The 22,936-nt window shown below is 42.0% G+C and carries 18 protein-coding genes and 1 tRNA gene; 16 read left to right on the top strand and 3 right to left on the bottom strand.

The window, feature by feature from the left end; translation table 11 throughout:
* Positions 1 to 10 precede the first annotated feature (10 nt).
* From SUN_RS10225 to SUN_RS10190, 8 genes are all read left to right on the top strand, one after another.
* The gene (locus tag SUN_RS10225) at positions 11 to 244 is read left to right on the top strand and encodes a YlxR family protein (protein WP_012083735.1); all 234 of its coding nucleotides are present in this window, start codon (positions 11 to 13) and stop codon (positions 242 to 244) included.
* Positions 245 to 292: 48 nt separating this feature from the next.
* Positions 293 to 3,013 (top strand): translation initiation factor IF-2, encoded by a 2,721-nt coding sequence (gene infB, locus SUN_RS10220; protein WP_012083734.1) that lies wholly within the window; start codon positions 293 to 295, stop codon positions 3,011 to 3,013.
* Position 3,014: 1 nt separating this feature from the next.
* Complete coding sequence (gene rbfA / locus SUN_RS10215) at positions 3,015 to 3,404, top strand: 30S ribosome-binding factor RbfA (protein ID WP_012083733.1); 390 nt, start codon at positions 3,015 to 3,017, stop codon at positions 3,402 to 3,404.
* Complete coding sequence (gene rimP, locus SUN_RS10210) at positions 3,394 to 3,822, top strand: ribosome maturation factor RimP (RefSeq protein WP_012083732.1); 429 nt, start codon at positions 3,394 to 3,396, stop codon at positions 3,820 to 3,822. The genes rbfA and rimP overlap by 11 nt, the downstream gene beginning before the upstream one ends.
* Positions 3,823 to 3,924: 102 nt before the next feature.
* Positions 3,925 to 4,917, top strand: a complete 993-nt coding sequence (ribD, locus tag SUN_RS10205; RefSeq protein ID WP_012083731.1) for a bifunctional diaminohydroxyphosphoribosylaminopyrimidine deaminase/5-amino-6-(5-phosphoribosylamino)uracil reductase RibD — start codon at positions 3,925 to 3,927, stop codon at positions 4,915 to 4,917.
* The gene (gene ubiE, locus SUN_RS10200) at positions 4,907 to 5,644 is read left to right on the top strand and encodes a bifunctional demethylmenaquinone methyltransferase/2-methoxy-6-polyprenyl-1,4-benzoquinol methylase UbiE (RefSeq protein ID WP_012083730.1); all 738 of its coding nucleotides are present in this window, start codon (positions 4,907 to 4,909) and stop codon (positions 5,642 to 5,644) included. Before ribD ends, ubiE begins: the two co-directional genes overlap by 11 nt.
* A 76-nt stretch (positions 5,645 to 5,720) precedes the next feature.
* Positions 5,721 to 6,989 carry an exodeoxyribonuclease VII large subunit gene (xseA, locus tag SUN_RS10195; RefSeq protein ID WP_012083729.1) on the top strand — a complete coding sequence of 423 codons (1,269 nt, stop codon included), beginning with the start codon at positions 5,721 to 5,723 and terminating at the stop codon, positions 6,987 to 6,989.
* Positions 6,990 to 7,042: 53 nt separating this feature from the next.
* Positions 7,043 to 8,857, top strand: coding sequence for a sensor domain-containing protein (locus SUN_RS10190; RefSeq protein WP_012083728.1), 1,815 nt, complete (start codon positions 7,043 to 7,045; stop codon positions 8,855 to 8,857).
* Positions 8,858 to 8,915: 58 nt separating this feature from the next.
* On the opposite strand, the gene groL is transcribed toward SUN_RS10190, so the two are convergent.
* Both groL and groES read right to left on the bottom strand, forming a co-directional pair.
* Entirely contained in the window at positions 8,916 to 10,544 is a 1,629-nt protein-coding gene (groL, locus tag SUN_RS10185; RefSeq protein WP_012083727.1) for a chaperonin GroEL, read from the bottom strand.
* A gap of 39 nt (positions 10,545 to 10,583) precedes the next feature.
* On the bottom strand, positions 10,584 to 10,844 hold the full coding sequence (gene groES, locus SUN_RS10180) for a co-chaperone GroES (protein ID WP_012083726.1): 261 nt from the start codon (positions 10,842 to 10,844) through the stop codon (positions 10,584 to 10,586).
* 189 nt (positions 10,845 to 11,033) lie between these two features.
* Here groES and SUN_RS10175 point away from each other — a divergent pair, with 189 nt between their 5' ends.
* The 7 genes from SUN_RS10175 (at position 11,034) to serS (ending at position 19,388) form a co-directional block, all read left to right on the top strand.
* Positions 11,034 to 11,276, top strand: a complete 243-nt coding sequence (locus SUN_RS10175; RefSeq protein ID WP_012083725.1) for a glutaredoxin family protein — start codon at positions 11,034 to 11,036, stop codon at positions 11,274 to 11,276.
* A gap of 63 nt (positions 11,277 to 11,339) precedes the next feature.
* A tRNA-Met gene (locus SUN_RS10170) sits at positions 11,340 to 11,416 on the top strand.
* Positions 11,417 to 12,104: 688 nt separating this feature from the next.
* Complete coding sequence (locus SUN_RS10165) at positions 12,105 to 12,695, top strand: transposase (protein ID WP_050748054.1); 591 nt, start codon at positions 12,105 to 12,107, stop codon at positions 12,693 to 12,695.
* Positions 12,696 to 12,780: 85 nt separating this feature from the next.
* The gene (locus SUN_RS13165; RefSeq protein ID WP_012083724.1) at positions 12,781 to 14,766 is read left to right on the top strand and encodes a BspA family leucine-rich repeat surface protein; all 1,986 of its coding nucleotides are present in this window, start codon (positions 12,781 to 12,783) and stop codon (positions 14,764 to 14,766) included.
* A 258-nt stretch (positions 14,767 to 15,024) separates the two neighbouring features.
* Complete coding sequence (locus SUN_RS10155) at positions 15,025 to 15,564, top strand: outer membrane beta-barrel protein (RefSeq protein ID WP_012083723.1); 540 nt, start codon at positions 15,025 to 15,027, stop codon at positions 15,562 to 15,564.
* Between the two features lie 15 nt (positions 15,565 to 15,579).
* Positions 15,580 to 17,958, top strand: coding sequence for a hypothetical protein (locus SUN_RS10150; RefSeq protein ID WP_012083722.1), 2,379 nt, complete (start codon positions 15,580 to 15,582; stop codon positions 17,956 to 17,958).
* Between the two features lie 185 nt (positions 17,959 to 18,143).
* Entirely contained in the window at positions 18,144 to 19,388 is a 1,245-nt protein-coding gene (gene serS / locus SUN_RS10145; RefSeq protein ID WP_012083721.1) for a serine--tRNA ligase, read from the top strand.
* Between the two features lie 93 nt (positions 19,389 to 19,481).
* Here serS and SUN_RS10140 read toward each other — a convergent pair whose 3' ends face one another.
* Entirely contained in the window at positions 19,482 to 21,038 is a 1,557-nt protein-coding gene (locus tag SUN_RS10140) for a 2-isopropylmalate synthase (protein ID WP_012083720.1), read from the bottom strand.
* Between the two features lie 387 nt (positions 21,039 to 21,425).
* Here SUN_RS10140 and SUN_RS10135 point away from each other — a divergent pair, with 387 nt between their 5' ends.
* A complete protein-coding gene (locus SUN_RS10135; RefSeq protein ID WP_011980420.1) occupies positions 21,426 to 22,748 on the top strand; it encodes an IS1380-like element ISSlsp1 family transposase in 1,323 nt (440 codons plus the stop codon).
* Positions 22,749 to 22,936 lie beyond the last annotated feature (188 nt).

The following is a 22,936-nucleotide window of genomic DNA, read 5'->3' as shown; positions in this document are numbered from 1 at the left end:
TATAATACGCATGAAAAAATCACAGCCCATTCGAATGTGCATCGCCTGCCGCAGTAGACATCCTCAAAAAAGTTTGATCAGATTAAAGCATGACGGTAAAGAGATAGTGCAATTCAATGGTATGGGTAGAAGTTTTTATCTTTGTAAAAGCTGTGTGAAAGATGACAAAAAGCTCAAAGGTCTTGCCAAACGTTTCAAGCAGGATGCGGAACAGTTGGCAAGACTTTTGGGAACGCTGGCATAAAGCCGGTCTATGCGCAAAGACGCAGTATATTAAAGGAGTTAATCAAGTATGGATAAAGTTAAGATCCAAGAAATAGCAGAAGAAGCGGGATTGTCTAACGGCGAACTGATAGAGAAAGCCAAAGAGTTGGGATTCAATGTCAAAGCGGCCAACAGTGCCATCAGCATGGATGACGCCGGTATTCTTGTAGACTTTGCTATAAGCGGAACTCTGCCTAAAGGTTTCAAGAAACCGGGTGAGAAGCCGAAACTTAAAGTAGTTAAGAAAAAAACAGTGGAGAAAGAGCCTGAAACAATAGTTGAAGCTCCTGTTATCGAAAAAGAAACAGCACCTGAAAAGACAGAAGTTATTCCGGAAGAAACAGAAAACACAGTTGAGGAATCAACTGCTGCAGAAACAGTAGAGAGTGAACCTGAAACTGCAGTTATTGAAGAAATTGAAACGCCTGCAGAGACCGCTAAAGAAGAAACAGTAGAAGCCGCACCGGTCGTCAAAGAAGTGAAACAGCGCAAAGGTATCTCTGTGGTGAGTAAAAAAGCTGAATCTGAAGCGGAAAAGGGAACAGAAATAGAGAAGCCTAAACGCAGAACCCTTTCCCGTACAGGGATCAAGATCGTCAGAAAAGCGAAGCCTGCACCGGTCCGTGCGGCTACAAGAATATCGATGGGGAGTGGAGCACCGACACCTCCGAGTAAGAAAAAGGTCAAAAAAGGGCCTGCAGAAGCAAGAGAAACAGGAAAGAAGATTGATATCTTCAACCATGACAGTATGAGCGGAGATATAGACAGCGGTTTTGGAGAAGAAGAAGTGGTCCTGCTTGACTTCTCTGATAAGAATATCTATGAAGATATGATGCGCCAGGAACAGAAGCGTAGAGAAGAGGCAAAGAAGAGAGAAGCTGCGAACGGCGGTCCTGCCAAAGGCAGACAACCGTTCCGTCCTCAGCAGAGACGATCACTTAAGCGTGGCGGAAAGCGTAAGAAATATACCAAAGAAGAAAGCAGTGAGGTCATAACATCAGTGGAAATCCCGGAAAATGTAAGAGTCTATGAATTCGCCGAGAAGGTGAACCGGTCCGTGGGTGAAGTGGTGAAAGTCCTCTTCGCTCTTGGGATGATGGTGACGAAGAACGACTTCCTCTCCAAAGATGAGATCGAGATATTGGCAGAAGAGTTCGGTGTGGAAGTCAGTACGATGAACCCGCTCGATGAGCTTGATTATGTTCAGGCATATGATGAGGTGGAAGATACGCACCTTGAAGAGAGACCGCCGGTCATTACGATCATGGGTCACGTTGACCACGGTAAAACTTCTTTGCTTGACAAGATCCGTTCTGCGAAAGTGGCGGACAAAGAAGCGGGCGGTATCACGCAGCATGTCGGTGCCTACCAGGTAGAGAAGAACGGCAAGAAGATCACGTTCGTGGATACCCCGGGTCACGAAGCCTTTACGGAGATGCGTGCACGTGGTGCCCAGGCGACCGATATCGTTATTATCGTTGTTGCGGCCGATGACGGTGTGATGCCTCAGACTAAGGAAGCGATCGCACATACCAAAGCGGCCGGTGTTCCGATGATTATTGCGATGAACAAGATGGACAAAGAGAGTGCCAACCCAGACAATATCAAATCGCAGCTTGCCGAGATAGATGTTATGGCTGCGGACTGGGGCGGCGAATATGAATTCGTCCCGGTCTCTGCACATACAGGATTGGGTATCGATGACCTGCTTGAGACGATCCTGCTGCAGGCAGAAATGATGGAACTGAAAGCGGATCCGACCAGAAAAGCGAAAGCTGTCGTGGTAGAGAGTTCAGTCGAAAAAGGTTTTGGACCGGTTGCCAACGTTATCATCAAGAACGGTACGCTGCATGTGGGTGACAATGTGATTGTAGGCACAACCTACGGTCGTATCAAGGCGATCAAACTTGATGACGGAAGTGCTGTCAAGGAGATCGGCCCAAGTACACCTGCGGCAATCGTGGGACTGAATGAAGTACCGGGTGCAGGTGAAGCACTGGTGGCTATGGATACGGATAAAGAAGTGCGTGAACTTGCTGAAAAAAGAGCGGAATACGACAGAGCCAAACAGCTCTCCAAGAGTACCAAAGCTTCTCTTGATGACCTTTCAGCGCTTATTGCCGAAGGCCAGCTAAAATCCCTTCCTGTTATTATCAAGGCAGATGTTCAGGGATCACTTGAAGCGATCAAGGGAAGCCTTGAAAAACTCAGGAACGAAGAAGTGAAGGTCAACATTATCCATGAAGGTGTTGGTGGCGTAACAGAAAGTGATGTCACATTGGCAGATGCCAGTGAACATGCCGTGATCCTCGGGTTCAACGTACGTCCTACGGGATCCGTCAAGAAGAAAGCCAAAGAGCTCGGTGTTGAAGTCAGAACCTATACGATCATCTATGACTTGCTGGACGATGTCAAAGCATTGCTTGGCGGTATGATGAGTCCGGTGATCAAAGAAGAAGTAACAGGACAGGCTGAAGTACGAGAGACCTTCGTAGTCGGAAAAGTCGGTACTATTGCAGGATGTAAAGTTTCTGACGGTGTGATCACCAGAAATTCCAAAGCGAGACTTATCCGGGACGGTGTGGTCGTCTATGAAAGTAAGATCTCTTCACTCAAGCGTTTCAACGAAGATGCGAGAGAGGTTAAGAACGGATACGAGTGTGGTATCATGCTTGAGAACTTCAACGATATCAAAGAGGGTGATGTGATCGAAACATTCAAAGATGTTGAAGAGCAGGTCACATTGTAAAATGACACAAGAAGAAATTAAACGGCACAGGGTCGAGTCCGTTCTCAAAGAGATCATTCCCGAAGCGTTGAGCACCCTGGATGATGAACGAATCAATGCGTTGGTGGTCACCGATGTCATTTGTTCAAAAGGGCGTTCGGATGCCAAGGTCTATCTGGACAAGTCCTTTCTCTCTCCCAAAGAGCAGAGTGAAGCACTCAGACAGCTTAGAACGGTTGCAGGGTATGTTCAAAACCACTGTAAACAGAGTGAAGGATGGTTCAAAGCACCGCGCTTTACTTTTGAGTTCGATGAACAGCTGGAAAAAGTAAGCCGCATGGAAGAGCTGTTCAAGCAGATCAGTAGAGAAAAAGAGGATGCAGAAGAAAAGGACAGTCCAAATGAATCTTGAAGCACAGATCTCAAAGATCGTAGAAGCAAACGGAGCGGCGCTTTATGATATCGAAACAGCGAATGAATTCGATGAGACGATCTACCGCGTACTTATTACCAAAACGGGCGGTGTGAATCTCGATCTGTGCGCAACGATCTCCAATGAACTCTCACCTTTTCTAGATGTACATCCTCCCATGAACGGCCATTATCGCCTGGAAGTGAGTTCTCCCGGTATCGAGAGAAAACTCTCCAAACCAATACATTTCCAAAATGCCATCGGTGAAAAGGTCAAGGTCAAACTCTTAGGGGGTGACAAGCTCAAAGGTGTATTGAAAGCTGCCGATGATAAGGGCATCACTGTTGAAACAAAACAGGGTGAAGAGAGCTACTCATACAGTGATCTTGGTACAGTAAAAACCTATTTTGAGTGGTGAGAACCGTTAAACAAAGGACAACTGCTTGTCCTTTGTAGGTTCGAAACCGAAGTGGTGGAGCAAAGCGACCCACGAAGGCAAAGCATAAAAAAAGGAGTGGCAATGAGCGATGAATTTTATATGCAACTCGCACTCGATAAAGCCTGGGAGTATCAGCTCCTTACCTATCCGAATCCTGCCGTTGGTGCCGTAGTAACACTTGATGGTACTATTCTTGCTGTTGAAGCCCACAAAAAGGCAGGAACTTCACATGCAGAAGTACTTGCCCTGCTTAAAGCCTATGAAACACTTTCCCAAAGTACTGTTGATTTCGACCGGATGGATGCCCAAAAGGCACATAATTTTCTTCACACCATACCCAAAGATTTTTTTTCGGAATGCAGTATCTATGTCACGCTCGAACCCTGTTCCCATGAAGGCAGAACGCCTGCCTGCGCGACACTCCTGGAAGCACTGAACCTCAAAAAAGTCATTATCGGGACAAAAGACCCTATTGAAGGGCACGGCGGTGGAATGGATCGTTTGAAAAACAATACTTCAGGTGTACTTGAAGAAGCCTGTCAGGCACTGATAGAACCTTTTCTAATATGGCAAGAGAGAGCCTTTGTGCTTTTTAAGCTGGCACAGACGACCAACGGACGTATCGGCGGCGGGTATCTCAGTTCAAAAAGTTCACTCAAGCACGTGCATCAACTCAGAGAAAAATGTGATAGGCTGCTCATTGGAGGAAATACGGTACGAACGGACAGACCAACATTGGATTGCCGATTTACAGGTGGTACGGTACCGGATGTTGTGATCTATTCAAAAAAAGATGATATAGACAGAGAAATGCCACTTTTTACTGTCAAGAATAGAACGGTCACTGTTACAGATAAGTTAAACTTTTTGGAAAAACCTTCTTTTGTTCTTGTGGAAGGGGGTGAGGGTATGCTTAATGCACTCAAAGAGAAAATAGACTGGATGTTGATCTATCAGACGCCTAAGCTCTCTACCAACCAATTATCCTATAATATCGACATGAATTTGACATTTTTGCATCAGGGTAAAAAAGATGTGGATCTGTTACTATGGAGTAGAAGAATTGGGCATTGAAAAACTGACGGACAAAGAGGAAAAACAGGAAAAGATCGTACATATGTTCGATGATATCGCATCGACCTACGATAAGGCCAACAGGGTACTTAGTATGGGTATCGATATACAGTGGCGTAAAAAAGGTTGTGACAAAGCCTTTGAAATTCTGGGAAAAGAGAATCTGGGGCAGATCACGGATGTTGCGACAGGTACAGGCGACCTGCTGATTTACTGGAAAGAACAGGCGGCAAAGCAGGGTGTCAACATAGAGAAGTTCGTAGGGATCGATCCCTCCGTAGGTATGCTTGATGTGGCTCGCCAAAAAGTGGATTTTGCCGAGTTCATAGAAGGCAAAGCGCAGGAACTGCCTATAGGCGACGGAAGTACAGATGTGATCTCCATCTCTTATGGTATCCGCAATGTCGTTGACAGAGTTGAGGCTCTGCAGGAGTTTCACAGGGCTTTAAGACCAGAGGGTATTGTAATGATACTCGAGTTTACCAAACAGGAACGCAGCGGACTTGTAGATAAAGTTGTGGATTTTGGAATGAAAAATGTGCTTCCAAGAGTAGGCGGTTTTATCTCCAAAAATTATGAAGCGTACAAATACCTGCCAGATTCGATCGAAGAGTTCCTGACCACGGAAATGCTGGCCAAAGAACTTGAAGAAGCCGGATTCGAGATGAAATATACCAAGTCTTTTTCAATGGGCATTTCAACATTGCTGGTTGCACAAAAGAAATAACGTAGGGTGTGCCATTGCACACCAAATAAAAATGAATACACAGAGGTGTGCTATTGCACATCCTACAAGGTAAATAATGTCAAGTATGATGACAGTATCTTCCCTCAATACCAAGATCAAATCCCTGCTCGAGGCAACCTTTATGCATATCCTTGTTGAGGGGGAAGTGGCTTCTGTGACCTATCACTCTTCAGGACATCTCTATTTTTCCATTAAAGATGACAAAAGTGCCATTAAATGTGTAATGTGGCGTTCTTCGGTTGCCAGGATGAAATTCCGTATTGAAAAAGGGATGCACATCGTTGTGGAGGGGTCGGTCTCCGTCTATACCCCCAGAGGGGAATACCAGTTTCAGACTGTGCGCATAGAACCCTATGGCAAAGGTGCATTGGCTCTAGCGTATGAACAGCTCAAAGAACGGCTGAAAGCCAAAGGGTATTTTGATGCGCATCGAAAAAAGCCTATACCAAAAAGCATACGGAAGATCGCACTGGTGACAGCCAGAGAGAGTGCCGCTCTTTACGATATGCTTAAGATCATAGAGAAGCGCTGGCCGCTGTTGGAAGTTACGATCGTTGATACTCTGGTACAGGGAGAGTCTGCAGCAGGACAGATCGCCCATGCGCTTCGTTATGCGGATACCCTTGAAGCTGATGTCGTCGTGGTTGGACGGGGAGGTGGAAGTACGGAAGATCTCTGGTGTTTTAACGAAGAGCTTGTGGCTGATGCGATCTTTGCCATGCAGACGCCGGTTGTCTCTGCGGTCGGGCATGAAGTGGATGTGATGATCAGTGATCTTGTGGCGGACCTTCGTGCTCCGACACCCAGTGCTGCGATGGAAATGATACTCCCCGATCTTCAGGAAATTCTTTACACCCTTTCAGAGTATGAGGAGCGTTTCAAACAGGCGATCACTTCCAGACTCACTCAATCGACACGGGAACTCAAACATGTAAAAGAGATGCTTCATCGTTCATCACCGCTGCGAAGACTGGAGGAGTCCAAAATGGAATTCAAGCGCATGGAGGAAGAATTCAAGCGTATGATCTCTTATAGAATGGAACGTTTTGAGTCAGTATTGCCAAGCATGAGAGATGCTTATGTACAGACGATGCAGTTCACGCTACAGCGAAAAGAACAGCATCTCGACCATTTGATGAAAAAACTTCGGATGAGTGATCCCCGCTCACAGTGTCGTATAGGGTGGGCACAGGTTTCACAGGGTGGTAAGCCCATAGCCCTTGCATCGATCGAAAAGAATGCGCACTTTATTCTCGAAGATGCCTCTACAAAGATCGAAGCGGTATGCGTCGACAAAAAAAGACTGTATGATGATTCAATATAACTGTTTTACATCGGATATGATATAATGACCTTTAATTCTTTTCAAGGTAGCTTATGAGTACACTATCGGCAGTAGGTGAGACCATCTCTCAGCAATTTACCCCGACAACGCTTGTTGTTTTCAGTATAACATTGATTCTTTTTTTGGCACTATATATTTTTTCTGTCAAGCGTGAAAAAAGAAAATTTCAAGCAATGGTCTCAGGCAAGATCGACGTGATGCAAAAGGCGTTTGAAGTCTGTAAAGATGCTGTCCTGATCCTTTCCCGGAAGCAGGAGATACTCTATGCCAATAAACCAATGAGAAAACTGCTTAAACTGGATGAAGACTATCAGAAGACGGTTTTGGACAACAGTATCAAGGTCGATATGGGTAAGGAGTGGCGTACGCTAAGCCGCCTGATCAAAGAGAAGCGTACGGAAAATGAGTCCTATCGTTTTTCACTGATGCAGACAAAGCTTCTCACGCATGAGAAGAATGAAATACCTGTCAACTTCTACATCGACACAGCAGAAGAGGAAGATGATGGCAGTTCCAGGTGGAGTATTGTATCGATACATGATCTTACGGAAGAGAAGCAAAAGGAAGAGGCAGAGTATTGCCATCGACTTACGAATCTGCCAAATCAGATCAAAGCACTGCAGGATATCAATGTGCTCAATGCAAGGCTCCATCTTTCTGATGCGAAAATAGCACTGGTCCTGATAGATATAGACAACCTTTCCGTATTACGTTCCATTATAGGCTATGAGCAGACCAATGCCATACTGAAAAAATTTGCTGAGTATCTTAAAAATCTGGCCAAAGAGTATCATTTTACTCCTTACCACACTTTTTATAACAATTTTTTGCTGACGGTTACAGATGTGGACGATATTGATGAGATCAAAGCGTTGACGGAGAAAATACAGGAAGAGTTGTGTACCTTTTACAAAATAGGGGAAAACAGACTCTACCTTTCCGCTTCCATGGGTATCAGTATCTATCCAGACAGTGGCCCGATGATCAGACTTTTTGACAATGCCTATCGGGCTTTGGCCAAAGCGGAGAAGGCCGGTTACGGAAGAACAGAACTTTATCTTTTGGAAAAGAAGAAGTATGATTATGATGAATTGACACTTTACAATGATATGCATGCCGGACTGGAACGTGAGCAGTTCGAGGTATACTATCAGCCTATTGTAGATTCCAAAAGTAAAGAGATCGCTTCTGCCGAGGCACTGATACGGTGGCGTCACCCCAAATACGGTATGATCCCACCGGATGTCTTTATTCCGATTATGGAAAAGACCGGTTTCATTGTCGAACTGGGAAAATTCGTACTCAATGAAGTGCTCAGGCAGCAAAAACGCTGGGAACTTTTCAAGTTCCAACAGATCGAGGTATCTATCAATCTCTCCCTGCTTGAACTTGAATCAGGTAACTTTGTAAACAATGTGCTCGATCGCCTGAAACATCACCAGGTCAATCCCGAATTGATAAAGTATGAGATCACCGAGGGACTGGCGATGAAGAATGAAGAACGTTCATCCCAACAGTTCATAGAACTGAGAAAGCTCGGTGTAGCTATTGTATTGGATGATTTCGGTACAGGGTATACTTCTTTTGCCTATCTTAAAAGATTTCCGGCCACAACTCTAAAAATAGACAAAGAATTGATCGACTGTATCATAACCAATGAGGAAAATCAGCATATTGTGAAATCAATTATTAATCTTGGTCATAGTTTGGGAATGAAGGTTGTTATTGAAGGGATAGAGAATAAAAATATGGTTGATCTTTTGGAGAATTATGGATGTGATTATATGCAGGGGTATTATTTTTCCAGACCATTACCGGTCTTCGAGTTTCAAAAGATGTTGCGTTAATAAAGGGGGAAAAGATACGACAATATTGCCGTATCATGATGTAAACGCTGCAAAGCGTTTACATCATACCAGGCATACCGCCCATGTCAGGCATTGTCGGTGCTGGAGTCGGTGCTTCTTTAATGTCTGAAACAGTCGCTTCCGTTGTGAGCAGGAGACTTGCTACGGAAGTGGCATTCTGAAGTGCCACACGCGCTACTTTCAACGGATCAATGATCCCTGCTTCAAGCATATTCACATATTCTCCTGTTGCTGCGTTAAATCCAAGGTTCGCCTCACTGTTGTTTGCGATCTTGTCTGCGACGACACCTGCATCGAACCCTGCATTCTGTGCGATCTGCTTCATCGGAGCATAGACAGCTCTTAGGATGATCTCCGCACCTACAGCTTCATCATGTTCAAGGTCAAGCTTCACTGCTTTGCTTGCTTTGGCAAGTGCAGCACCACCACCGATAACGATACCTTCGTCCACAGCTGCTTTGGTTGCAGAGAGTGCATCATCCACTCTGTCTTTCTTCTCTTTCATTTCGGTCTCTGTCGCCGCACCGACCTTGATGACTGCTACACCGCCTGATAGTTTTGCCAGTCTCTCCTGGAGTTTTTCTTTGTCGTATTCACTTGTAGTGTTCTCGACCTGTATTTTGATCTCAGCTACTCTTGCGTCAACAGCAGCACTGTCGCCTTTACCATCTACGATAACTGTATTGTCCTTGTCGATGACCACTCTTCCTGCCTGACCGAGGTCGTCCAGTGTCGCTTTGTCTAGACTGAGCCCAAGCTCTTCTGTGATGACATTTGCACCTGTGAGGATAGCGATGTCTTTGAGCATCTCTTTCTTTCTGTCACCGAAGCCAGGTGCTTTGACCGCTGCGATGTTGAGTACGCCCTTGAGTCTGTTGAGTACCAGTGTCGCCAGAGCTTCACCCTCAAGATCATCGGAGATGATGAGCAGAGGTCTTCCACTCTGCTGTATCTGCTCAAGCACAGGAATAAGATCTTTGAGAGAAGTGATCTTGGAATCTGTGATCAGGATCAGTGGATTCTCCATCTCGCAGGTCATCTTCTCCGTATTGGTCACGAAGTAAGGGGAGAGATATCCTCTGTCAAACTGCATACCTTCCACCACTTCAAGGTCATCATTGATCCCCTTTGCCTCTTCAACGGTGATAACACCGTCTTTGCCCACTCTGTCCATCGCCTCTGCGATGAGATTACCGATAGTTTCGTCAGAGTTCGCGGAAATGGTCGCTACCTGTGCGATTTCTTTTTTGTCTTTGACCTCTTTGGAGATCTTCTTGAGCTCTTCTATGATCGCTGCACTTGCTTTGTCCATACCTCTCTTCACTTCAATCGGGTTCGCGCCGGCTGTGATGTTCCTGAGGCCTTCTTTGAAGATGGAGTGCGCCAGTACCGTTGCGGTAGTGGTACCGTCACCCGCTTCATCTGCGGTGTTGCTCGCTACCTCTTTGACCAGCTGCGCACCCATGTTCTCGAGTGTATCCTCAAGTTCGATCTCTCTGGCCACGCTCACACCGTCTTTTGTGATGTGCGGTGCGCCAAAACTTTTTTGAATGAGTACATTCCGCCCTCTTGGTCCCATAGTTACTTTTACTGCATCTGCCAGTTTCGTAACACCTTCAAACAGTCCGTTTCTTGCTTTGTCTGAAAAAAATATCTCTTTTGCCATGTTGTATCCTTTTTTAATTCTTGGTAAATTGGTTTAATATTATATAAGTATTCCGAAGATGTCGGAGCTTTCCATTATGAGGAATTCTTCTCCATCCAGGATGATCTCATTTCCGGAATATTTCCCGAATACGACCGTGTCATCCACATTGATATCTTCAACTTCACTGCCTACAGCAATCACTTTACCCTTTGACGGTTTCTCTTTTGCATTGTCAGGTATAATGATTCCTGAAGCCGTTGTATTGGCTTCTTCAACTCTCTGGATCAAAAGTCTGTCACCTAATGGCTTAAAATTCATGATATCTCCTTACGATTTATGATTTTGTAAAAGAATAATACAAAAAAATGTCTGTTTTGTCAATAGCCTTTAGTGTAAATGACTAAAGTTTTTTAACAAATTATTTTAATCTATTGTTGAATTCGCTTTCTAAATGTTGTATAATTATTTTAAAAGTATTAGAAATAACATAAAGGAGAAGATGAAATTATGGAAAAAAAACAGAAAAAAGTCGTACTCTTTACCACACCGACATGTAAATGGTGTACAACTGCAAAAAACCACCTGAAATCACACGGTATTAAGTTCAAGGTTATCGATATCTCCAAAGACCAGAAAGCAGCGAAAGACTGTGAACAGCATGGATGCAGAGGTGTACCGGTTTATCTGATCGGTTCGCAATGGATTTGCGGATTCGATCAGAAAAAAGTGGAAAAATTACTAAATCTATGATTTTTACAAAAAACTATTGACAATAAAGCAAACTTTAGCTAAAATTCCGGTCTCTTCATTAGTGGCAAGATAGCTCAGTTGGTTAGAGCGCTGCTCTCATAAGGCGGAGGTCCGGGATTCGAGTTCCCGTCTTGCTACCACTTAATTTATGAACAATCCCCTTATTTACTTACACTCTGAAAATTTATCCAAAGCCATAGTACTGTTCAGTATTTACAGATTTTGAGTCGGAGGTCTACACTTTTGTCCCGAATTTGTCCCGATTTTTGTCTCGATATTTTTTTAACTTTTACACCGCTTTTAAAAAGTATTTTTCACCTCTTTTAGAACACATTGTATCTTAATGCTAAATGTTGCTATTTAGATTGCTATAATGAGTAAATAACGTGACTTAGCAATTGGTTTATACTCTTAGTTGTAATTTAGGTTAGAGGGGCTCAAATGACTACTGAATAGATTATAAAACCTCCTATGCAGTCACCTGTTAGTTGTTTGTTAAATATACATGGTTAGTTATTTTTGGATTCCAGTAATTTTAATTTTTAAAACTAGCAGTTCTTTCTGTTTTTCGTATTTTATCCTTTTCTCGCTCCTTCCTGATTACCGTATCGTGTATGACAGAAGAGTCCAGATAGAGAGTGAGAGCACCCCACATCTATTTGTGAAAGAAGCGGCTATAGGTTGCCTGGGAAGGCAGTCTCTTGATCTCGAATATCTCTTGTAGTGTTGTATAGTCTGCGTGAATGTATCTGCTTGCTCCTGTAAAGATACTTAGCCAAAACCCCTAAATGATATTTACAGGGTTATATCCCGCATTCGATGAAGGATATGGAAGGTTTATGCTTTCCGGTTGACACCAAAGGCAAAGACCATAAGAAATATGAGTATGGCACCAAGGCTTCACTGGTGACCACTATGAAGAGTAACGTGATTATCGGTGCTGTGGTACACGAAAAGAATGAACACGATTCCAAAACACTGGAAGCTGCACTATCACACGCAAACAAGCACAGAACCAAACCTATTGTTGAAGCCATCTGTGATAGCGGATACCGTGGCAAAAAAGAAGTAGGCAGTACAGCTATCTGCATTCCTGATACTCCAAAGAAACGAGATACCAAATACCAGAAAGAACAAAAACGAAAGAAGTTCAGAAGACGGGCTGCCATTGAACCCATCATTGGTCACATAAAATCAGACCATAGGTTGCAAAGGAACTATTTGAAAGGATTTGTGGAAGATCAGATCAACCTTTTACTGGCTGCAACGGCATTCAATCTCAAGAAGTGGATGAATAACTTCTCGGTGGTGCTTTTTTTAGTCAAAATTGCATATGTCATTTACTTTATGCTGCATATCAGAGCCGAAGAAAGACGAAAATATGCTGATCTTTATCTGATACTTTACAGGTTGTGGTAGAATTGATGGTATAGAATAGTTGGTCTGTCTGAGAAGTAGGTTTTTCAGGGTTGACTAAATATAAATAATCTTAGAAGGAATCTATATGAACAAAAAAAGAATATGGGGAAAAGGCATATACCTTCTTCTCCTTGCGGTTACTGGTTTTGCCCTTTTTGTGAGTGGATGCGGTAGTTCGTCTTCAAAATCCTCACCACCCTCTCCTCAACCAGCTCCGTTTATCACGATATGGGAAACGAATGCTACAGACAGTGATATCATGATCCCCACTAATGCTAAATATGCTTATGATTACACAGTAGACTGGGGTGACGGAAGTGAGGATGAGCATGTTGATGGCAACATTACCCATACTTATGCAGCGACAGGAAGTCATCAGGTAAAAATCAGCGGCCAATTCCCTGCAATTGCTTTTGATGGTCCCTTGGCTTGTCTTTTTGCTGATCTAAATGAAAGCAATGATAACTCAAAACAGATCCGGCTTATTTCTCAATGGGGTGAGAACCCATGGCAAAGTTTTGAAAATGCCTTTACATGTTGTCTAAATCTCGAAGCCAATACGACAGACAAACCCGACATTTCGAATGTAAAAAGCCTGAAAAATATGTTTTGGGGCACTGCATTTAATCAGGATATCTCAGACTGGGATGTCTCCAATGTTACCAATATGCAAGGGATGTTTGCCTATAGTATGTTTAACCAGGATATCTCACAATGGGATGTTTCCAGTGTTACCAATATGGCTGAAATGTTTAGGAGTAGCTTATTTGATCAACCAATCGGTAGTTGGAATGTCTCCAATGTAATCTATATGGATAACATGTTTGGAGATGATATCTTTCTCACTGTATTCAACCAGGATATATCTGATTGGAATGTCTCAAGTGTTAAAAGTATGGCTGAAATGTTTAGGGGTAGCTTATTTGATCAGCCAATCAGTAGTTGGAATGTCTCCAACGTTACTAATATGGCTGGGATATTTAGAGATAGCTCATTTAACCAAGATATCTCACAATGGGATGTCTCCAGTGTTATCGATATGGGTTCTATGTTTAAAGATAGCTCATTTAACCAGGATATCTCACAATGGGATGTCTCCAGTGTTATCGGCATGTATATGATGTTTGCCTATAGTCCATTCAATCAGGATATCTCACAATGGGATGTTTCCAGTGTTTTAGATATGGGAGGGATGTTCAAGAGTAATGTACAATTTAATCAGCCAATCGGTAGTTGGAATGTCTCCAATGTAATCTATATGGATGCCATGTTTGAAGGCGATGGTTACACTTTCACTGTATTCAACCAGAATATCTCACAATGGAATGTCTCCAGTGTTACCAATATGGCTAGGATGTTTAGATATAGCTCATTCAACCAGGATATCTCACAATGGGATGTTTCCAGTGTTACCAATATGGTTAGGATGTTTATGAACAATGTACAATTTAATCAGCCAATCGGTAGTTGGAATGTCTCTAGTGTTAAAAGTATGGCTGAGATATTTAGTAGTTATAGCTCATTCAACCAAGATATCTCACAATGGGATGTTTCCAGTGTTACCAATATGGCTAGGATGTTTATGAACAATGTACAATTTAATCAGCCAATCGGTAGTTGGAATGTCTCTAGTGTTAAAAGTATGACTGAGATGTTTAGAGATAGCTCATTTAACCAGGATATCTCACAATGGGATGTTTCTAGTGTTACCAATATGGCTGGGATGTTTGGTTGGTGCGACTCATTTAATCAGGATATTTCACAGTGGGATGTCTCAAGTGTTACCAATATGTCTTGGATGTTTGTTGATAGCTCATTCAATCAGGATATCTCACAATGGGATGTTTCTAGTGTTATCGATATGGGTTATATGTTTGAGGAAAATAAAAAATTTGATCAACCTGTTGAAAAATGGAATGTTTCAAACGTGCTCTATATGAATAGGATGTTCTATAATGCTTCATCTTTCAGTAATCATGATTTGAGTCTGTGGAGTGTCGGAAAGGTTAAAGAACATGATGAGTTCTTAACGGGGGCAGGACCAGGAAATATTGAGCCTAACTGGCCATAGGAAAAAGTTTTGCCCTCTTGTCTCATGGAGGGGTGGAACGATATCAAAAAAGTTATAAACATACGGGTGTGGCTTGTGCAGCTTGATCTTTCAGGTTATTTGGTGGGAGAGTAATAATGATCAACTTTTTGCGGGAATTTGCAAGTGGTTCTAAAAAATAATATTTTTAAATATTTAATTAAAAAAACAAAATTTTTATGGTATTCTATGCAGGTAGAGTATTTTTATGTAAATAAAATTTAAATAGGAGTAAGTGTAATGAAGAAATTAATGTATAGCTTGGCAATGTTAACTTGTGTATCTTCTTTAGTAGCTGAAGATATTGCAATAAATGAAAAAATCATAGGAGTGGAAATTGGTTCGGCACAGATAGAGGCTGATACATATGGGCCATTTGGGGAAGAAAGTCATAGGTCAGCATATAATGTTGAATACGGTTTGCGTCTTGGTGCCCAAAATGATACATGGCGGACTTTATTGATTGTTAATTACTTTGATAGTACAGATGATGATCAGAAATATTATAGAGGTTTGGGAACTTTTGACTACCTATTGATGCAGGATTCTTCATTCAAACCTTTTATTGGAGTAAATATAGGCTATATGAACTATAAAACATCCAACCCTAATGGAAATAATGATGAAAATAGTTTTATTTATGGTGGACAGGCTGGTGTTCTTTTTCGTGTAGCAGATGAAATAGAGTTGGATTTAAGTTACAGGTATTCATTGTCAAGTAGTGAGTATGTCAACAATACAGGTAGTATTCTTTTTGGCCTGAACTACATATTTAAATAAGCAAAAGGAAAATAAATGATGAAAAAATATTTAATGCTTATATATAGTCTTTTGGCTACGCTGTTTCTGTCTGCATGTGGTAGTAGTGGAGGAGGTGGAGATACTCAGAGTGGTGAAATTTCACTTAGTAATGAAAATGCTGTAGAACTTGTTAAGGCAGAAGACATATATTATGCTTCAGTGAATACAGTGAAATCTGGCAGTGAAGTAAAATCATTTACTTTAACTGTAAGATACAAAAAAAACCTCAGTAACAACTACAATGTGGAAGTGGAAAATACTGCTATCGATATTGTTGGTTGTGAAGTTTCTGAAGTAACATTTAGTCCTAATCCTGTAGTATTAAACGGAAATGGGGATTCTTCCATGCCTCTTATTGTTGCAGGAAAAGTTGATGCTGAGTGTGAAAATAAGATAGATTACGTACTAAGTGGTGTAACAAAAATAACATTGAATGGTAAAACACAAACTGAACCATTTGTTGCGAAATCAATGAGTACAGGTTATAGGTTTGTCAACAATAATCCACCTATGAATATAAGCTATCCAAGTCAAATTAAAAAGATAGAGATGCAAGTCATGGCCAATAATGGGCCGTTAACATCTATTACAGCATGTGAACCAAATGACAACAACCTTTCTGCACTCCAAAATTGTGTGCTGGTTGGGAATCTTCCACGTGAATTTGGAAAGATACGTCTTGCTCCAGGCTGTACCGAGGGGACATGCAGCGATGATAATTTAGGATATCTTACCTTTGAATATATATCTCCTGTTACATCTGAAATGCCTAAAGAAGATAAAAAATATAAAATGTATTTTTATTATATTGATGGTGAAGGAACTATAGCTGCACAAACAAATGTAAAAATCAATATGCAGCCAAAAGGCCCTTTCCCAGGATATGCATTAGCAAATGCTACGACACCAATCGTTGTAACACAGCCTAATACAAACAAAATTATCAGTGTCCAGTTGGTAAATAATGGTTTGCCAGTCTTACCGGTACGTCCCTGTACGATAAGCAAGGATCGGGCAAATAGCTCTGAAACAGTTGTCAGCGATTGTGTTATACCAGAGTCTTTACCCAAAGAATTTGGACGTATCAACAATATAGTATGGAACCAACAAGATGATGGAGACGTAGATGTAACAGATGGGATCAATGATAACGGATATATCAGGTTTGAATATGTAGGCCCCGATAGTAACGATATACCCGAAGACCGCAAAGAACATGATATGCATATATACTATGTCGATGCTGAAGGAAACAGAGTAGCTAGTACAACTATTAAAGTGATTATAGATGCCAAGATTAAATTTGGTCCAGTGAGTACCCTTTCACTGACATACAATAATACTCAATGCCTTGATGAAGATCAAGATATTACCAATGGTAATACGAACTACGGATCTCCTGATGGCAGGATGGCTAAAATGGTATTTACTGTACAGGCGGTTGATAGTCACGGTAACCCGGCTAAAGGGGGCGTAACACTGATCCCGAGTATTATCAATGGGGTAAAAGTTGTCAGTCGAAAAAATCCAAGTGGGGAGCTTAAACCTGGTAGTTATGCAACATTTATTGATCCTAGGGGTTCTTTTACAGGTAGTGGCGTAACCAATGAAGATAGCTTGGCTATATTGCCTGATGCTCAAAATTATAACAGTGGCTATCTAGGTAGATGGGATATAGATAATGTTACAAGCAGGACCCTTTTTCTTGATGAGAAGTATAGTGGAAAAACAGTTACTGGATTGGCCTATGTAGTGGGTAACGAGAGACGATACATCCCTGGATTTGGTGTAGCAACAGCCAATATATCACGTTCAGGAAAAGAGACATCAGATGATTATGGTGTCACAAAGACAAACTATGTAACCAATGAAGATGGTATTATGACATTTGAAGTTATCTATGATTATAAATTGGCGGGCAGAACATTTACTCTATCCGTTGTTTCCAATGACGTAGATGCTAATGGAGAAGTAGTTCGAGCAGGCATATCTAAGGTCGATGCATTCAGATGGCCTGGTGGTAGTGCGTCTGGACCTGGTGGATATGGATCTACGGAACCTGAAGTTCCCAACGATGGTCAAACACACAAGGTTCAAATGTCTCTGTATGTCAACCAATGTGATGGTAGTCAACCGATAGAGGCTTTATCAGGAGTCAATATAGTTCCTGGGAGTATCACGGTTAAGCCTGATGTTGAGGATCCCCTCAGTGGCAAACAGTGCAGCATAGACCAAGCAAACTCAAACTTTATATCTGATATAAATGGTAATATTGAAATTGCAATTGTAACGAAGGGGACTGCAGGGACTATAACGATGAATTGTATTGCTAATTGGACCAGTGATGGTGGTAGTATTTATTTGGAGTATTGATCAGAATATCAATCTAGTCGGGATTTCTACCCCGGCTCCATATGCCTTTTGATCTTCTTTTTCTACACAATTAACTATAATACCACTATCAAATTACATACACTATCTGGAGTTGACTTTTTTAATCTTTTTTTTTTAATTTTCTACTATAATTTCATAAATATCTCATATTAGGTTATATAACTATGATAGACTTAAAATACCTCCAAAATAACTTTAATGAAGTAAGTATGAAACTGCAAAAAAAAGGTGTAGATGCAGCATCACTTGAGCATCTGCAGACACTTTTCAAAACACTCAAAGAAGCCAACGCAAAACTGGAAGCGGCAAAAGCGGAACAGAACAGCATGTCAAAACTCTTTGGACAGTATAAGCGTGAAGGAAAGGATATCACTGAGCTCAAAGCAAAAGTCGATGCCAACAAAGAGGCGATGGTTCCTCTACAGGAAGCAGCGAGAGAAGCTGAAGAGGCACTCTATGCCGTAGCTCTTGCCATACCCAATTTGCCGGATGACTCAGTACCGGAAGGTGCAGATGAGGAAGATAATGTTGAACTTATAAAAGTCCTTGAACCGAGAAGTTTTGATTTTGAACCTAAAGAACATTGGGACTTGGCAGAGAAAAACGGATGGATAGACTTTGAACGTGGAGTTAAACTTGCCAAGAGCCGTTTTTCTGTACTTCGTGGAGATGCTGCAAGACTGGAAAGAGCGTTGATAAACTTCTTCCTTGATACGAACAGGGAAAGAGGATTTGAAGAGTTCTGTGTACCGTTCATGAATAATGCTGCAATGCTTCAGGGTACAGGACAGTTGCCCAAGTTTGAAGATGACCTTTTTAAGATCGAAGATGAAGACCTCTACCTGATCCCTACTGCTGAAGTGCCGCTTACCAATATGTATCATGATGAGATACTTGCAGAAATAGATCTGCCTGTGCTTATGACCGGCTATACACCCTGTTTCAGAAAAGAAGCTGGGTCAGCCGGACGTGATACACGCGGGATGATACGTCAACACCAGTTCGACAAAGTGGAAATGGTAGCTATTGCTCATCCAGACAACAGTGATGAAGTATTTGATATGATGGTACAGAATGCGTCGGATATTCTGACGGCACTGGGACTGCCGCACAGAGTGGTAGAGCTTTGCGGAGGTGACCTTGGTTTTTCAGCAGCAAAGACGATAGACCTTGAAGTATGGCTCCCCGGGCAGAACAAGTACCGTGAGATCTCTTCCATTTCCAATACCAGGGATTTTCAGGCACGACGTGCGAAGATCAGGTTTAAAGACGGCAAGAAGAACAGACTTGTCCATACCCTGAACGGTTCTGCATTGGCAGTGGGAAGAACGCTGATCGCGATTATGGAGAATTATCAGAATGAAGATGGGACGATAGAGATTCCGGAAGTGTTAAAAAAATATATGTAGGGTGTGCAATTGCACACCAATTTAAATATGATTAAAAATATAACACAATTATTTATATGAGGTGTGCTATTGCACACCCTGCGCAAAATATAATCATATCGTCTTCGAACTGTCACTGTAGCGTGACTTCAATTTCCCTTCCATGCTCAAATAGCTGTTCAATGCACCTGTATAGGCTCTCGCAGATGCCAGCATGGTATCGATGTTCAGACCGTGCCCTATAATAGCAGGTTCTCCGTTGAAGGATACTTTGACTGTCACGTTTGCAAGAGCATCCTTTCCTTTGCTGACCGATTTGACCTTGTAATCCAACAACTGACCCTCATAGCCGGATATACGGTCAATGGTCTTGAAAATGGCATCCATAGTCCCGTCACCGATACTCGCATCAATGATCTCATTGTTATCTTTTTTGATGCTTACCGCTGCCGAAGGCACACCGTTGGAACAGTCCATCAGCTGCAGGGAGATCAATTCGAAGATCTTCGGAGCGGAAGTCATTTCATTGGTGACCAGTGCTCTCAGATCATCATCGTAGATATTTTTTTTCCTGTCCGCAAGTATCTTGAAACGCTCGAAAGAACTGTTCAATGCTTCATCTGTCAATGTAAAGCCCAGTTTGCTCAATTTGTCTTTGAACGCTGCACGGCCCGAATGTTTACCCAGGACCAGAGTGTCTTCCATATCCAAACCGATATCTGCGGGACGGATGATCTCGTAGGTCTCTTTATTTTTTAACATACCGTCCTGGTGTATACCGCTCTCATGGGCGAAAGCATTTTTTCCGACGATCGCCTTGTTCGGCTGCGGTTCGATGCCGGTGATACTTGCGATCAAACGGCTTGATGGGTAGATCTCTTTGGTGTTTATATTGGTTTTGAAATCCGAAAAGACATCCGAACGTGTCTTCAATGCCATGACGATCTCTTCCAGGGCGGCATTCCCCGCGCGTTCTCCCAGACCGTTGATGGTGCATTCGACCTGTCTGGCACCGTTGATGACAGCTTCAAGCGAGTTAGCCACACCCAAGCCCAAATCGTTATGGTTGTGTACCGAGATGATAGCACGTCCTTTGACGTATTCGCTCATCTCTTTGACCATTGCCCCTATCTCGAAGGGAAGCCTGAAGCCTACGGTATCCGGCAGGTTGATGGTAGTGGCACCCGCTTCGATGACCGCATCGGAGATCTCTTTCATGAAGCCTATGTCGGAGCGTCCCGCATCTTCGCAGGAGAATTCCACATCCTCAACGAAAGTACGGGCGTACTCTACCGCTCTGACCGCTCTTTTGATGACTTCGTCAGGAGACATTTTCAATTTATGCTCCATATGTATCTTCGAAGTTGCGATGAAAGTATGGATACGTTTCATCTTGGCTTTGGTTACAGCTTCGCCTGCTGCTTTGACATCCGAGTCTATCGCTCTTGCCAAAGAACAGACTGTAGAGTTGCTTACACGCTGCGCGATCTTTTCAATGGCATCGAAATCTCCCGGGCTTGCCGCGGCAAATCCCGCTTCGATGATGTCCACACCCAAACGCTCCAACTGCGTAGCGATCTGAATCTTCTCTTCAGTGTTCATGGAAGCCCCTGGGCTCTGTTCACCGTCTCTCAATGTCGTGTCAAATATTTTAATTGTTTCTTTACTCATGGTTATAACCTTCGTGGTATAAAAAGCCCATCGGCTTGTAAATTGTCTAATTTTACCTAAAACTTGGTTAGGGGATTAGAATAGTGATCTGTTTGAATGTAAAAAAGATAGATAGTTAGACTATTAGAATGCGAGCAGTAGCAGGAGAGAACAGTCTTTGGTGAAAATAGTTGTATGGATTCTGATTGTTTTCATAGTGTTCTCCTGTCAAATTTTTCAAAAGTATACACTCTTTAGGACAATGTGTCAAGCTGCAGGATGATCCCAAATCCGTAAATAGAAAATAACCATAAAAGAAGAAGTATCGTAAAATAGGGGAAAAGAAAGACAAAAGCGACACTAAACACTTTCACCCATTTGGTGAAGCTTTTGCCAAGGAGTAAAAGTATGCCACAAGGTGTGTTAAATTTTTCTGTAGAGGGAACTAAAGAGTCACTTACTTCCAATGCCGGAACCATATTATTCGGTGAATATCTAAAAGCAACTAAAATCGATCAATTCTGTAATGCCTATCTACCTTTACCTCAAAGTAATCGAGGTTATATGCCATTTGAACACATGCAACCATTACTTCTTATGCTTCATAGCGGAGGAAGGGTCCTGGATGACTTACGTATGATTCATAAAGATAAAGCCATCAAAGAGACGTTGAAGATTAAACATATACCTGTATCAGAGAGTGTAGGAAAATGGATCACACGTCACGGACTACATGGTATCTATGGTATTGAATCCATCAATCGTAAACTGTTGCGAAGACATTTAAAAACGATAGATGAGCCTTTAGTACTTGATATTGATGCTTCGGTAATATTTTCACAAAAAAGTACAGCAGTGACAACTTATAAAATGCAAAGCGGATATATACCTATGATTGGTCATATCAATGGCGGATATGTGATTCACAGTGAATTTCGTTCAGGCAATATTGCGCCCGCAGATAATAATCTGACGTTTCTAAAAAGATGTCGGGAACAATTACCCAAAGCAAAATCACTCTCTTTTTTTAGAGCAGATTCTGCTTCTTATCAGGCTGAACTTTTTAACCACTGCAATAATCATCATATCACCTATACCGTGGGCGCTAACTTAGATCATTCCGTCTACGCCAATATCAAAGAAATTAAAGAGTGGCAATCATTCCAAACCAAAGAAGGTACAGCACATCACCTTAAAGAAGAAGTAGCTGAGTTTATACATACCATGCAGCACACAGACCATGCCTTTAGACTGATTGTTGTCAAAAAGACAGTGACACCGGTACTTCCGGAGATCTGGGATATGTTGAGTATAGACGAAAAACTTGATCTTGCCAGAGAGCATTATTATGTCATCGCTACCAATGCAGATGAAAGCATGTCTGCTCAGGATGTTGTTAGGTTTTATCGCAAGCGTGGAGATACAAGCGAGAACCGGATCAAAGAACTTAAAAATGGTTTCAATCTCAATTATCTTCCTTCATCAAATTTTATCTCCAATGCATTTTACTTTCAGATAGGTGTACTGGCTTATAATCTCTTCATTCTTTTTAAACAAATACTGCAAAATAGCTGGCAAAAACATACGGTTGCCACGATACGCTATAAGTTTTATCGTTTAGCAGGAAAGGTAGTGAAACACAGTAGGCAGACTATCTTGAAAGTTCAAAAAGAGTTTGTAGAAATATTTCACTCCATAAGAGAATGCATCTATAGGGTTTCACTGGAATGATACCCGTATAAAGTCACCAAAAACATCAATACGATAGAAACTTCAAACACTAGAATAGTGCCTAAAAAAACAGCATTTTTAGCATAAACATGTCGGTGTGCTAAAAACAACAAGGTAATACGCAAATTTATGATGCATCTAATCTTTTAGCATAATATCTCTCGTTGATTTTAGTTCAATTTATGATT

The sequence above is a fragment of the Sulfurovum sp. NBC37-1 genome (genome assembly GCF_000010345.1).
Classification (GTDB): domain Bacteria; phylum Campylobacterota; class Campylobacteria; order Campylobacterales; family Sulfurovaceae; genus Sulfurovum.
This window is presented reverse-complemented; position numbering and strand designations above follow the sequence as displayed.

Bases quoted from the DNA above. Each gene is read 5' to 3' on its own strand.
- SUN_RS10225 (WP_012083735.1), top strand. From the start codon at position 11: ATGAAAAAATCACAGCCCATTCGAATGTGCATCGCCTGCCGCAGTAGA.
- infB (WP_012083734.1), top strand. From the start codon at position 293: ATGGATAAAGTTAAGATCCAAGAAATAGCAGAAGAAGCGGGATTGTCT.
- rbfA (WP_012083733.1), top strand. From the start codon at position 3,015: ATGACACAAGAAGAAATTAAACGGCACAGGGTCGAGTCCGTTCTCAAA.
- rimP (WP_012083732.1), top strand. From the start codon at position 3,394: ATGAATCTTGAAGCACAGATCTCAAAGATCGTAGAAGCAAACGGAGCG.
- ribD (WP_012083731.1), top strand. From the start codon at position 3,925: ATGAGCGATGAATTTTATATGCAACTCGCACTCGATAAAGCCTGGGAG.
- xseA (WP_012083729.1), top strand. From the start codon at position 5,721: ATGTCAAGTATGATGACAGTATCTTCCCTCAATACCAAGATCAAATCC.
- SUN_RS10190 (WP_012083728.1), top strand. From the start codon at position 7,043: ATGAGTACACTATCGGCAGTAGGTGAGACCATCTCTCAGCAATTTACC.
- groL (WP_012083727.1), bottom strand. From the start codon at position 10,544: ATGGCAAAAGAGATATTTTTTTCAGACAAAGCAAGAAACGGACTGTTT.
- groES (WP_012083726.1), bottom strand. From the start codon at position 10,844: ATGAATTTTAAGCCATTAGGTGACAGACTTTTGATCCAGAGAGTTGAA.
- SUN_RS10175 (WP_012083725.1), top strand. From the start codon at position 11,034: ATGGAAAAAAAACAGAAAAAAGTCGTACTCTTTACCACACCGACATGT.
- SUN_RS10165 (WP_050748054.1), top strand. From the start codon at position 12,105: ATGGAAGGTTTATGCTTTCCGGTTGACACCAAAGGCAAAGACCATAAG.
- SUN_RS13165 (WP_012083724.1), top strand. From the start codon at position 12,781: ATGAACAAAAAAAGAATATGGGGAAAAGGCATATACCTTCTTCTCCTT.
- SUN_RS10155 (WP_012083723.1), top strand. From the start codon at position 15,025: ATGAAGAAATTAATGTATAGCTTGGCAATGTTAACTTGTGTATCTTCT.
- SUN_RS10150 (WP_012083722.1), top strand. From the start codon at position 15,580: ATGATGAAAAAATATTTAATGCTTATATATAGTCTTTTGGCTACGCTG.
- serS (WP_012083721.1), top strand. From the start codon at position 18,144: ATGATAGACTTAAAATACCTCCAAAATAACTTTAATGAAGTAAGTATG.
- SUN_RS10140 (WP_012083720.1), bottom strand. From the start codon at position 21,038: ATGAGTAAAGAAACAATTAAAATATTTGACACGACATTGAGAGACGGT.
- SUN_RS10135 (WP_011980420.1), top strand. From the start codon at position 21,426: ATGCCACAAGGTGTGTTAAATTTTTCTGTAGAGGGAACTAAAGAGTCA.